Annotated in this window: 15 protein-coding genes and 1 other annotated feature; of the genes, 14 read left to right on the forward strand and 1 reads right to left on the reverse strand. The window is 44.9% G+C overall.

Annotation, left to right across the window (positions count from 1 at the left end; translation table 11 throughout):
• Nucleotides 1-263 precede the first annotated feature (263 nt).
• The 10 genes from NYE24_RS00665 (at nucleotide 264) to NYE24_RS00710 (ending at nucleotide 7,917) form a co-directional block, all read left to right on the forward strand.
• The gene (locus NYE24_RS00665) at nucleotides 264-458 is read left to right on the forward strand and encodes a hypothetical protein (protein ID WP_342477802.1); all 195 of its coding nucleotides are present in this window, start codon (nucleotides 264-266) and stop codon (nucleotides 456-458) included.
• A gap of 138 nt (nucleotides 459-596) precedes the next feature.
• The gene (locus tag NYE24_RS00670; RefSeq protein ID WP_342477803.1) at nucleotides 597-1,385 is read left to right on the forward strand and encodes a hypothetical protein; all 789 of its coding nucleotides are present in this window, start codon (nucleotides 597-599) and stop codon (nucleotides 1,383-1,385) included.
• Nucleotide 1,386: 1 nt separating this feature from the next.
• The gene (locus NYE24_RS00675; RefSeq protein ID WP_342477804.1) at nucleotides 1,387-1,881 is read left to right on the forward strand and encodes a hypothetical protein; all 495 of its coding nucleotides are present in this window, start codon (nucleotides 1,387-1,389) and stop codon (nucleotides 1,879-1,881) included.
• A 73-nt stretch (nucleotides 1,882-1,954) separates the two neighbouring features.
• Nucleotides 1,955-2,119, forward strand: a complete 165-nt coding sequence (locus tag NYE24_RS00680; protein WP_342477805.1) for a hypothetical protein — start codon at nucleotides 1,955-1,957, stop codon at nucleotides 2,117-2,119.
• Nucleotides 2,120-2,330: 211 nt separating this feature from the next.
• Nucleotides 2,331-2,771, forward strand: a complete 441-nt coding sequence (locus NYE24_RS00685) for a hypothetical protein (RefSeq protein WP_342477806.1) — start codon at nucleotides 2,331-2,333, stop codon at nucleotides 2,769-2,771.
• Nucleotides 2,772-2,801: 30 nt separating this feature from the next.
• Nucleotides 2,802-3,455, forward strand: a complete 654-nt coding sequence (locus NYE24_RS00690) for an Ig-like domain-containing protein (RefSeq protein ID WP_342479346.1) — start codon at nucleotides 2,802-2,804, stop codon at nucleotides 3,453-3,455.
• A 665-nt stretch (nucleotides 3,456-4,120) separates the two neighbouring features.
• The gene (locus NYE24_RS00695) at nucleotides 4,121-5,323 is read left to right on the forward strand and encodes a flagellin (RefSeq protein ID WP_342477807.1); all 1,203 of its coding nucleotides are present in this window, start codon (nucleotides 4,121-4,123) and stop codon (nucleotides 5,321-5,323) included.
• A 218-nt stretch (nucleotides 5,324-5,541) separates the two neighbouring features.
• Entirely contained in the window at nucleotides 5,542-5,964 is a 423-nt protein-coding gene (locus NYE24_RS00700) for an NUDIX domain-containing protein (protein WP_342477808.1), read from the forward strand.
• 32 nt (nucleotides 5,965-5,996) lie between these two features.
• Nucleotides 5,997-6,806, forward strand: a complete 810-nt coding sequence (locus tag NYE24_RS00705; RefSeq protein ID WP_342477809.1) for a helix-turn-helix transcriptional regulator — start codon at nucleotides 5,997-5,999, stop codon at nucleotides 6,804-6,806.
• A gap of 157 nt (nucleotides 6,807-6,963) precedes the next feature.
• Nucleotides 6,964-7,917: an aldo/keto reductase gene (locus NYE24_RS00710; RefSeq protein ID WP_342477810.1), complete on the forward strand. Its 954-nt coding sequence runs from the start codon at nucleotides 6,964-6,966 to the stop codon at nucleotides 7,915-7,917.
• 208 nt (nucleotides 7,918-8,125) lie between these two features.
• On the opposite strand, the gene metG is transcribed toward NYE24_RS00710, so the two are convergent.
• Nucleotides 8,126-9,775: a methionine--tRNA ligase gene (gene metG / locus NYE24_RS00715; protein WP_342477811.1), complete on the reverse strand. Its 1,650-nt coding sequence runs from the start codon at nucleotides 9,773-9,775 to the stop codon at nucleotides 8,126-8,128.
• A gap of 49 nt (nucleotides 9,776-9,824) precedes the next feature.
• Nucleotides 9,825-10,096: a binding site (T-box leader), on the reverse strand.
• 182 nt (nucleotides 10,097-10,278) lie between these two features.
• Between metG and NYE24_RS00720 the strand changes: the two genes are divergently transcribed.
• The 4 genes from NYE24_RS00720 to NYE24_RS00735 all read left to right on the forward strand — a co-directional run bounded on the left by NYE24_RS00720 (nucleotide 10,279) and on the right by NYE24_RS00735 (nucleotide 12,543).
• Nucleotides 10,279-11,355 carry a site-2 protease family protein gene (locus tag NYE24_RS00720; RefSeq protein ID WP_036695035.1) on the forward strand — a complete coding sequence of 359 codons (1,077 nt, stop codon included), beginning with the start codon at nucleotides 10,279-10,281 and terminating at the stop codon, nucleotides 11,353-11,355.
• Between the two features lie 77 nt (nucleotides 11,356-11,432).
• Nucleotides 11,433-11,648, forward strand: coding sequence for a hypothetical protein (locus tag NYE24_RS00725; protein ID WP_036695034.1), 216 nt, complete (start codon nucleotides 11,433-11,435; stop codon nucleotides 11,646-11,648).
• 123 nt (nucleotides 11,649-11,771) lie between these two features.
• Nucleotides 11,772-12,215, forward strand: coding sequence for a GNAT family N-acetyltransferase (locus NYE24_RS00730; protein ID WP_342477812.1), 444 nt, complete (start codon nucleotides 11,772-11,774; stop codon nucleotides 12,213-12,215).
• Between the two features lie 91 nt (nucleotides 12,216-12,306).
• Complete coding sequence (locus tag NYE24_RS00735) at nucleotides 12,307-12,543, forward strand: DUF3892 domain-containing protein (protein ID WP_036695032.1); 237 nt, start codon at nucleotides 12,307-12,309, stop codon at nucleotides 12,541-12,543.
• Nucleotides 12,544-12,614: the final 71 nt, after the last annotated feature.

The following is a 12,614-nucleotide window of genomic DNA, read 5'->3' on the forward strand; positions in this document are numbered from 1 at the left end:
GGAATTAGAGATATTAATCCAAAAAGACAAAGATAATGTCTTGCTTGAAAATAAAAAGTACAATATATATAAACAAGCATCAAGTGAAATTGAATTTTATTTTAGAAAAAGGGATATAAGGTCAAGGTTGATTCTCATGTTAATTTTTCGGAAATTGAAATTTCTACTGGTGATCTCATAATTAAGTTTACTGCGCATGGTGTCGATAAAACGATACTATTTATATTATTAGAGAAGAAACTGATAATAATAGAACTAAACCAATGGAAGATATCGTTGATACTGATTCTGAAGAAGTCATACATTCAAAACTCAAGGTTATTGAACATAACATTGGGATTATGAAAAAGTACATTGCTGAAAATGACAACATCAGGATCTACTTTACTTTTTATAATAGAAAAGGTGAGTATTCAACTATTCAAGGATTATTAGACAATTTTAGACAAACAAAATAAGTGCACTCTCCCCAGGGTGCTTTTTATTTTGTCCTCCCTCATACTTTCAGACCACTATCCATATAATTTCCTAATCCTATAGACCTATTAACTTACCTGGTGGTAGAATTTAGGTAAAATATATTAGGGGATGGGCAAATGAATAAGTGTGGAATAATATTAATTTCATCAATAATGTTTTGTTTACTGGCTGGTTGTTCAAATTCAGATCAGACATCAGAAGTTGCATTATCTAATCAGTCTGAAAATGTTTTGGTAACAAATGATATGAGTACTAAAGCATCTACAATTGATGTTAAATTAGATATCTCAACAGATATTAGCCCAGAAAATACCGTAACCGTTAGTGGCAAAACCAACCTTCCAAGTGGAATGGAGTTAATGCTAGCTTTAAAGAATACTTCGAATAACTATTCTGCTCAAGAGAAAACCATAGTTCTTAATGGATCATTTACAAGTAGTTCTTTTTCTGATAATGGCAATGGCCTAAAAAAGGGGGCATATTCATTAGAAGTAACTTCACCAACTGCCAATGTTCAACCTTACCATGTAAAAGAACTCATTGGTGAGAACGGTGTAAATTTAGAAGGGAATATAGTGATTTCTGATCCTACCTGGGGGAGTACCATTTTAACTACAAAGGAAGTAGCAATTAATTCAGATGTTAAAGTCACTAGTAATGAGTCTAGCGAAACATCGAGTACATACAACAAAATTACCGAGCAGGAACTTGTAACTGATCCTAGAGCGCCATCGACTAATCCCAACGATTATAATAGCGATGGTCAGTATGTTCCTGAAAACGGAATTAGTGACAACCCTGAAGATTATAATTTTGATGGGGATTATAAACCCATTGATGAAATGACACAAGAAGAAATTCAAGCCGAATTAGAAGAAATGTTAGGCAGATCATTGGGTGAATAAGATGACGAATAAAATAATAAGGTGCATTGTCGGTTTGATGGTTATTTTAGGGATTAGTGGATGTTCAGAGAGTGGGAATGAGGATTTGATTAATATTTCCAAAGAACTAAAACTGAAACAAGAATACGCATCAATTATTGATGATACAATTGCTGAGGATGCAATTAGTAAGGTTTATACTTCTATCGTGAATAAATATAACAATAGAGATAAAGATACTAATCTAATAGAAATGGACGATGATTTATTAGAAGTACTGAATATTATAGAAACCAGTGCTCAACTCTCTATGGATAATGAAAACAAATTCAATTCGCTTTTGGATTTGGCAAGTGTATTTACTGTTATCGTTGATGGAACAAAATACGAGAAACCCCTATTAGACAAAAACGAAAACGGTGAATACATAATCGAAGATGGAGCACATATCAGCCAAGAAGACATCTTGTTAATTAAGGACAAATTAACAAATAATATAAATAAGTATTTCGAATAAAAAGTATTTAAAGAAGACATCCCAGTGATGTCTTTTTGTATACCCAAAAATCCCTATACAAAGGAGCAATCATATGAAATTCACAGAACGCCTTCAACTTGAAACACAAGGAATCACTTTATCCTCTGCTGAATTGTCCGTTTACCTTGCAGAAGAAGGTGTAACCGATCCTGAAGCGGAATATTCTCCATCCTCCAACACGGATAAGCGCAAAATTTATTTAGCAGCGCTATCCTGAACAGTATTGCTAATAATCCATCGTTGATGAAGTCATACAAATCTGATGATATCAATATCACTGATTTTGCTAATTCTCTCCAGAATCGTATTGACCAACTTGAACGGAAAATCCGTATGATGGCAGTTACAGACGATACGAATAGTAATAGTTCAACGTTTATGTTGTTCAACTCTTAATGAAAGGAGTGATCCGATGTTTGATTTATTCAATGTCAACGATACAGCCGATTTTGAATTTAGAGCGCTATAACAAAAACAAAGGGATCATCAGAAGTTTACCGCAGACTATAATCATCAATTCCTCATGTCGTTTTATTCATGTGGATTGTTATATTACTGTTGGAGATTTAGGGGTAACATCGGGGAAGGTAATAAGTGAAGTGGATGGAAGTATCAAAGTTTTTACTAACAATTATTATAAGGAATTGGGGCTAGAAATCGGTAATAGATTCTTTGTTGATGGTCAGATGTTTAAGATTACAGGAATAGATACATTTTCACAAAAGGGAATTGCAAATTTGTCCTGTGAGAAGGATCAGATTAATAAAGATTTAGATGATGTTCCAAATGGAATTGCTGGTGGCCTTGCATGTCCAGTTGATATTACAAATCCAGCCACATCAATTCTAATTCGCAGTACTCTTCAATAAGCCTAGACGAGTACAAACAGTGTTCCAGTTATATTTGAATCCTCTTCACCTTCAATTGCCATTGTAAGCGCTACAGGGCTCGTGACAGGAATATCTGAGGGTACTTGTAGCATTAAAGTTTCAAACGTAACCAATGGATTTATCTATGATACAAATGCTCATGACTTGGTATATGGGGAATCAGTTGTTATAGATAAACATGTCTATTTGAACGGTTCCGCTGTATCTCAACCTGTCACCTATTCGCTTGTATACAGTGACAAGACAACGACAGTTCCTGCAACACTTGCAACAATTAGTGTAGATGGTTCGAATATCGCCACTGTCACTAATGCAAATACTGGTACTGCTGCCGAATCAATTTATGTTAAAGCGGTTCTGGACATTGATAATACAATTGTAAGTTATTATGCTCTAACACTTGATTTCCAAGTTGCAGTTTCTAAGTCAATAACCCTAACACCTAGTAGTGCAACTTATGTTGATATTACCGCCAGTACATCGGGAAGTAAGACATTCACGGCAACGGTTTATAATGAAACCATTTTAGCGCCTGAAGATGTAGCATGGCATTTATATGCAGATGATCAAGTCAGTGAACCAACAGCAGCCAATCAAACCATTCTAAGTCAGACAACATCGGCAATTACAATAAGAGCGGTTAAGGCGACTTTCTATGTTTAATTGAAGTGTTATCTAGTGAGTGATCCAAGTGTTTATACTTGGCAGCGGATAAGATTAAAGCCACTTTATTAGACCACTATCTACCTTTTTTGGTCAAACCACTTAACTTTCAGAATAGACGACCGCCATATAATAACACTATCGAGTTCTTAAATTTGATGGTCAATTATTTATTAACGTTGTCGGAGTAAGGCCGAATCCCATGTCCTCCCTTTTCATCTTGACAGGGAGGGGTCATGGGTTCGAACCCCCATCCGTCCTATATGCAGAAAGCCTTGATATTCAAGGCTTTTTTTCTTTTTGTGGGGCTTGAAGAAGCACCCAATATAAAATTGGTGCCGAAATACTCTGCGTTCCGGCTCATTCAGATAACGTGCTTTGCGGGTTCCCTCTGCTGTCCCCCCCGTTTTCTAGCTAATTTCCTGAGTTTTTAAGGAAAATACAGATTATTTGTACTATTTGTATGATTTGCTGTGTGTGGACAGTTTTAAATTGGATGCACTACCCCTAAGTTGGAAAATAGTCCGCTAGCAAGGTATATTACACATACCCCAAAAAATGAGCGACTACTACTTACCTTTTTCCTTCTAAAGTATAGATTTCGCAATATTATGGTGTTAATATTATGGGCATATCTTCCTACGATGTAATTAAGGAGAAGCAGAATGATCATATCTCATAATATAACCGGATTAAACACAACTAATAACCTTAAACGAAAGGATACAGGAGTATCCAAAAACCAAGAAAAATTATCATCGGGACTTCGAATAAATAGAGCTTCAGATGATGCGGCAGGATTAGCTATATCTGAAAAAATGAGGGGCCAAATAAGGGGATTAAATCAAGCGTCAAGGAACATTCAAGATGGTATTTCCTTGATTCTTACAGCAGATGGGGCTATGCAGGAGATTCATTCCATGCTCCAACGTATGAATGAATTAGCGGTTCAAGCCTCTAATGGTACATATAATGATAGTGACCGGGCTAACATCCAAAATGAATATAGTGCATTAGTGTCTGAGATAAATAATATTGCTAACAACACTGAATTCAATAATATAAAATTATTAAATGGTGAGTTTAATAGCAATTCTTTGAATGTTCCTGGTTCATTCTTTTATGCAAATGGTGGAACAAAATATAACGTTAATGATGGTTGGATTCAAATTGGTGGGACTGCTGCAAAGGTTAGAATGAATACAGGTGAGCAAGTAATTAATGATCCTTCAAGGTGGATGTTCACAGATTTACAGCTCTATGCAGATATAGATTCTGTCGGAGCATACGGACTTGATGTTTACACTACAAGCGGCTTAGTAATCGTACATAATCATCCTTCAACAACATTTTCTTATAATGGAATGACCTTTGACGTTAGTGATGTTTTAAATACATGGGGAGGAAGTGCAGGGAATCAACCTCAGGGTACAATTAGATTAAATGCTGGGAATAATGATGGAGCAATTACAGGGGAAAGCTTGATATTGCAAATTGGTGCAAACACCGGAGATTCCTTATCTTTAGATCTTCCAAATGTTACCGCTTCGGTGATCGGTATTTCTGATACAAATATTTCTACAATTACAGGAGCAACAAATTCAATATCCCTAATAAAAAATGCAATAAATATTGTTTCATCAGAACGCGCAAAAATGGGTGCTTATCACAATCGATTGGAGCACAGCCAAAACAATGTATTAAATTATACTGAGAATCTTACAGCAGCAGAGTCGAGGATTCGAGATACTGATATGGCTAAAGAGATTATGGAACTTACGAAAAATCAGATTTTTACACAAGCCGGACAAGCAATGTTATTACAAGCAAATATCCAGTCTCAAACAATATTACAATTGTTAAAGTAACCTACCTCCAGGTAGGTTTTTTCTTTACAAAAAATACGAAATAAGGAGCAAATCAAAAGCTATTAACAATTGTCAGCAGATGGCATGACGTATCTGATGCGATGTAATGGTTTCTTTTTTAATAGTATATTACAATAATGAAGGTTGTCTGGAAAAGCTCGTCATTCAATTCATTATTCATAATGATTCTTAACCAACATAAAAGGTGGAATTCTATCATGATCGTAACGTTGTATGAAGCGGAGTGCCCTGAGGTGAGTCTTACATATGTAGTGATTTTTATGAAGCAAGGGGAGGATTGGGTGCTGGTGCGGCACCGTGAGCGGTCCACGTGGGAATTTGCCGGCGGGCATATTGAATCAGGTGAGAGTCCCGGCGAAGCTGCGGTAAGAGAGCTGTACGAAGAGACAGGTGCCGAAGACTATGAGCTGCATCCGTTATGCATCTATTCGGTCATCAGTGATGAGCTGGCAGAGAGCTACGGGATGTTGTATTATGCAGATGTCCGTAAATTCGGGACCTTGCCTCCGTACGAAATGGCCGAGCTCCGAAGCTTCAGAGAGCTGCCGCAGGCGGTGACCTATCCGGGGATTTACCCCACGCTTTATGCGAGAGTGTGTGAGTATTTAAAGCAGCTGTGAGTCAATTGTAATGCTGAAAGGAGGCCCAGCGCATGAGTTATGAGATTACGAGGTTTAAGCGTCTTGGCGAATACCTGAGATCACGCCGGGACCGTCTGCAGCCCGAAGCTGTAGGGATTAAGGAAACGAACAGTCAGCGCAGAACACCGGGGCTGCGGCGGGAAGAGGTTGCGGTTCTGGCCGGTCTCAGCAGTACGTATTATACATGGCTGGAGCAAGGCAGGGAGGTTACAGCCTCCAGAGAGGTCATGGAGAGTCTCAGTCAGGCGCTGCGGTTGTCGGCAGATGAGCGTAAACACCTATTCGAGCTCTGGAATCCTGGCTTGCCGGATACACTTGCTTCTATAGATACGGTCAGTCCGGAGCTGAATCCGCAGTGGCGGGATATTATCCGGCAATTGACTTATCCGTCTTTTATTACGAATGAGCGGTCTGAGGTACTGGCTTGGAATGATAAAGCGAGTGAAGTGCTTAGTGATTTCGGAGGTCTGCCTGCTTCAGAGCGCATTATGATGCGTCTTCTGTTCCTGGATCTGGAGCTGCGCTGCCGGATGCTGAACTGGGAGGAGTTCGCTCTACATTCAGTAGGTGTGTACAGAACCTATTATGACTTGAATCTGCATGATCCTTGGCACAAGGAGATGGTCGATCAGCTGTTGGAAGACAGTGCAGATTTCGCCGAGATGTGGAAGCAGCACAATATTCAGGGGAAAAGGGTCAACCGTGTAGTTATAGAGAGCCTGGTTACAGGTGAGCCTGTAGTCTATGACATTAATTCGATGGCCAATCTGGCGGATCACCCGGGCCTGCATATTTGTATCTATACCCCTGTCATAACCTAGCAGAGGATCATCTGAAGGCACATGTCTTACTGGTCTGTTGCTGCTCCCTGGTAATGATCTTACTAGCATAAACGTACTGTGGCTGCTCCACGGCAGGACAGTTAGAATAAGGACATGTTCGTAAGATCTATTACAGGTACAAGAGGGAGGCAACCATATGCATACAAGAACACTCGGGAACGAAGGGCTGAGCGTATCGGCTCTGGGACTTGGAACGATGATGATGCCGGATAATGAAGAGTCTGTACGAACCATTCATGGAGCGCTTGATCTGGGTGTAACTCTGCTGGACACAGCGGATATCTATGGAGTCTTCGAGCAGCAGCGCTTCGGCGGCAATGAACGGCTTCTCGGGCGGGCGCTTAAGGGCCGGAGAGATCAGGCTGTGATTGCGACCAAATTCGGCATTACGCATACTCAGGGACCCAAGGGAGACCCGGCTTATATCAAAAAATCCGTAGATGCCAGCCTCTATCATCTCGGCACAGATTATATCGATCTGTACTATCAGCACCGTCCTGATCCGAACACTCCTATTGAGGAAACCGCCGGTACACTGGCTGATCTCGTCAAGGAAGGGAAGATCCGCTATATCGGCTTATCTGAGGCTTCGCCTGAACTGATCCGCCGGGCACATGCGGTGCATCCGTTGACCGCCCTGCAGACAGAGTATTCGCTCTGGAGCCGGGAGGTGGAGGATGAGATTCTTCCGCTGGTCAAGGAGCTGGGCATCGGCTTCGTTCCTTATAGCCCGCTTGGCCGTGGGTTTCTGACTGGACAGATCAAGCGCTTCGATGATCTGCCGGAGGATGATTACCGCCGGCATTACCCGCGGTTCCAGGGAGAGAACTTCACCAGGAACTTGGAGGTCGTCTCACTGATCGGGCAGCTGGCAGCCGAGAAAGGCTACGCCCCGGCACAGCTTGCCCTGGCCTGGCTTCTTGCTCAAGGAGAGCGGATTGTACCGATTCCCGGCACGAAGCGGCTGGAGCGGTTACAAGAGAACCTCGGAGCACTTCAGGTTACATTAACGGCGGAGGATCTCGCGCAGATTGAGCAGATATCCCCGCAAGGGGTTGCAGCCGGAGCGCGTTACCCCGGCCAGAACTAAGTTATCATACAGAGCGGACAGCCGTTGTGTATTCATCCAGATTAAATTCCCGGAGCGTTCTTCTCTGCACCGCTTGCTTTGGTGAGCGGTATGCGGGGAAGAACGCTTTTTTTAAAGATAAGAATGTATATGCTTCGCGCTATAAGTATCCATATCTTTCTCGCTGAAACGGTACCGTCCTCTAAAAGGACGGAAATACCGTTTCCACTTAACCCATCCGCTCCAACTCCTCTTCTATCCGTTGCACCTCTATCCGCTCAAACAGTAATTCAAGCTCCAGTATAGGCTGCTTTGCAAGGACGGATACCGGATGCCATACAGGCTGTTCTATGGACAGGAAGCCTCTAATCTTCTCGCAGGAGAAAGGAATGAACGGGTTCAGCAGGTTAGCCAGGTTGGCAATAATCTGAACACAAGTGTACAGCGTGTTGCCCCCGGCCGCAGGATCATGCTTGATCTGGAGCCACGGCTGCTGCTGATCGAAATACTTGTTAGCCAGGCGGATATGCGAGAAGATGAATTCCAGAGCTTCCTTGAAATGTCCGGCTTCAATCAGACTTCCTGCCTCCTTATACAGATCCTTAAGACTGCTAACCCATGCTTCGTCCAAGACTCCATCTGGAACTCTGCCGTTCCAGAACTTATTCACGAATACGAGGCTGCGGTTGACGAAATTGCCGAACGCGCCCAGCAGCTCGCTGTTATGGCTATAGATAAACTCTCTCCAGGAGAAGTCGGCATCCCGCTTCTCGGGACCGTTCGCAGTCAGGAAATAACGGACCGAGTCCGGGTCATACCGGCTGAGAATATCCGGCACCCAGACCGCCCAGTTGCGGCTGGTGGAGAATTTCTGCCCTTCCAGGGTCAGGTATTCAGAAGAGAAGATCCGGTCCGGCAGATGCAGTTCCTCAGCTCCGAGCAGGAGAGCCGGCCAGATCAGGCTGTGAAAGGGAATATTGTCCTTGCCGTGCACGTAGTAAGCAGTTATAGGCGGCTGCCCATCGTTTTCTTGTGCGGACGCTACAGACCAGAAATCCTCCCACCGGTTGCCCGTCTCCGCCGCCCATTGCTTGCTGGCGGACAGATATCCGCTGACGGCTTCGATCCAGACATAGATTTTTTTGTCTGAGAAGCCGTCGATGGGGACATCCACGCCCCAGTCCAGATCGCGTGTTGCTGCCCGGTCCTGCAGGCCTTCCTGCAGATATCTGCGGGTTAACCGGACGGCATTATCTCTCCAGCCTTGTGCGGAATCAGCATATTCTGTGAGTGCTTGCTGAAAGCTGGACAGCGACAGGTAGTAATGCTGAGTTGAGCGCAGCACAGGCTTAGAGCCGCAGAGGGCACATATGCGCTCCAGCAGATCCACCGGATCGAGAATCGTTGAACAGTAATCGCATTGGTCCCCCCGGGCCTGCTGTCCGCAGACCGGACAGAGGCCATGGACATAACGGTCTGGCAAGAAGCGCTGATCTTGCTCACAATAGCACTGGAGACCGGGTTTCTGGTACAGATATCCGTGATCCAGCAGCTTAAGGAATAGCTCCTGCACCGTACTGTGGTGATGTGTCTGATCGGTCCGGGTATACAAGTCATAAGTGAAGCCTAAGGCGCGGAAGCAATCGGCGAACTCCTCATGATACCGGCTGGCGAATTCACCCGGCGTTACCCCCTCCTGCGCCGCCTGTACAGCAACAGGAGTCCCATGGCAGTCACTGCCGGATACATAGAGTACAGCGTCACCTTTGGCACGGTGGTAGCGGGCCAGAATATCTCCCGGAAGAATGCTGGCGAGTCTGCCCAGATGCAGGGAGCCGTTGGCATAAGGCCAAGCCCCTCCGATAAAAATGTTAGTCATATTTCTCTCCTCCTCAAATTAATTGGACGCAAAAAAGGCACTCATCCCCTAAAGGGACGAGAGCCTGTGCTCACGTGTTACCACCCAAATTCATCAATGCCTCGCAGCATTCACCTCTTCAGGTACGTCCGCAGAAAATAAGCGGGTATACCCTAGCATGGTAACGGATGCGGGTTCCGGCGCAGCCTACGACCCGTTCATGCCGGGGTTCGGTGCGCAGCTCTGAGACCATATTCCCGAGGGTCTTCTTTGCTCCTTTTCACCGGCCGGAGCTCTCTGTGGAAGAATTACCAGGGTACTCTTTCTCTTCGCAGCTATTGTGGTTATCCTAATTACTGGATATCATATATGCAGGCCGGGAGATTTGTCAACATCATAAGTCTATTTGCAATCCACCGCACTCCTGTGCGACAGTAGAGAGTAAGGGCAACGGGAAGCAGAAGAGTGCTTGTTCCGTGGCCTGGAAGTGAAGCGACACAGAGATCAAAAGGAGATTGAGACTATTGCAGGAAAACAAACAGGAGAAAAAAAGCTCGGGCGCATGGGGATGGCTGGGCAGCGGGGCGGTACTGCTCCTCCTTAAGGGAAAGGCTATTATCTCTCTGCTTAAGCTGGGGAAAATCGCAGGTCCGCTGATCTCCATGATGATATCGATCTGGGCCTATGCACTTATTTCACCATGGCAATTCGCTGTGGGCTTCGTTGCGTTATTATTCGTTCATGAGATCGGTCATGTTATCGCTGCCAAGCGGATCGGACTGCCGGTAAGCGCTCCGCTGTTCATTCCTTTTATGGGCGCACTGATTACGATGAAGAAGCAGCCGCTGGATGCCAGAGAGGAAGCTTATGTCGCTTTTGGCGGTCCTATATTGGGGAGTATCGGTGCACTGATCGTGTTCGGAGCTGCCTATTATTATCATAGTCCCTTGTTATATTCACTGGCCTACATCGGCTTCTTCCTAAATCTGATTAATCTGCTGCCGATCCATCCGCTGGACGGGGGGAGAATTGCCACGGCAGTTACCCGCTGGTTATGGCTGGTAGGGCTCATTGGAGGATTAGCTGTAATCATCTATCTGAAATCTATCCTGTTCGGCATCATCTGGGTAATGTTCGCCTATGATATGTATAAGAAGTACATCAGCCGGCGTACGAAGAGCCAGATGCATACGGTGCTCAAAAGCTTCCTGATCCCCATCGGGGATCTGCAGGAGCAAGGGTATCTGATCCCCGGCCCTGAGCATAAACGGGAGCTGCCGTTCACCACCTACAGTGATTTGAACCGCCAGCAGTTTGTCGGGGTACGTTGGGATAACTTGGATTACTATGGAACGACAACCCTGCCAGTACAGTCGTTGATCGGAAAAGTCAAAGTCGTGCAGCTCGACCAGCTGTATGTGGACACCAGCCTTCATATGAAGATGACCTGTGAGATCAGCTTTACGATCCATGACAATGATAAGTATTATGAAGTGCCTGCTGCTTCCCGCTTGAGATATGGGGCTGCATATTTTGCACTTGCCGCCTTTCTGGGGGGAATGATGTATCTTGTCCATGTGGTCGGCAATGTAAATCTGTAAATCTGAAAAATTTCGTTTATGAATCTCCCGATTCGTCAAAGCTGTAAAGAGCCGAGAAGGATGAGGGGGTAATAACAATGCGCATGGCAAGAGTATGTCTATTATGGATTGGAGCCTGTCTCCTTCTGGGAATCGCCGGATGTGCGTCAGGCAAGGAGATTCCTGAATATTCGGATGTTCACAACATGACCGGACTGGACGGGAGTCTGAATTCACGGGATAGCCTGACCTCACCGGTTCTGCGGGATGTATATGACCGCTCGATTCCCGAGGAGGTCTATGACACTCCCTGAAATCAGTGTCCGGCGGTTCCCTGCCCGCTGGCCTTACCCGGAAACTCTCAGACTCTATACAGGATATTAATAATTCTGTATAATGCTCCATATTGATTGGACCTATAGAGAGGAGCCAGGGAGATGGCAGTGGAAATCGTACATGTTACTACAGAGGAGCAGCTTCAAATGGCGCTGGAGATCCGCAAGAAGGTATTTGTGGAAGAACAGAAGGTGCCGGTAGAAGAGGAAATCGACGGATATGATGCCATTAGTGAGCATGTGCATCATTTCCTGCTCATGGAGGGCGGGCAGCCGGCTGCAACCGGCCGGCTGATCTACTATAAAGCGGACACCGCCAAGATGCAGCGGATTGCCGTTCACGAGGCCTTCCGCGCCAAGGGATACGGACGTATCCTGCTGCTGGCTATGGAAGAACGGGCCCGTGAGCTGGGTCTGCAGGCATCCGTTCTGGATGCCCAGTGTCAAGCAGAACCATTTTACAGCAAGCTAGGCTATGAAGTGATCTCCAAGGAGCCCTTCTATGATGCCGGAATTCTGCATGTCAGAATGAATAAGGCCTTGTAATCTGACGGGTACATACTCTTTCGCTGCGGTGGACAAGCTAGAATCGGGCCAGTGTAGAAGGCTAATTCTAGTGCGAAGGAGACGATCCTAAGTGATGAATCAAGAACGGGAACGCTTTATTGCCGCCAAACGTAACGGTGACGGGGACCTGACAGGGTTCCAGACCTCCTCCGGACGCGTGCTGGATTATCAGCAGGCTCTTCAGGAGGTTCAGTCCGGCAGCATCGCAGGGGTCAATGTATTTAAGGGCAAAGACGGTGAAATGTATATCCGCGGCGATGCAGATGGAGATCCTACGAATAATCTGGATCAGCTTCCGCAATTTTAGCCGGGCATAGATAACAGGGGAACGGCCGGACAGGCGTCTTACAGGCGCTGAAGTTCGGCCGTTTCTATGTG

Source organism: Paenibacillus sp. FSL H7-0350, from assembly GCF_038593195.1.
Lineage (GTDB): Bacteria > Bacillota > Bacilli > Paenibacillales > Paenibacillaceae > Paenibacillus_AQ.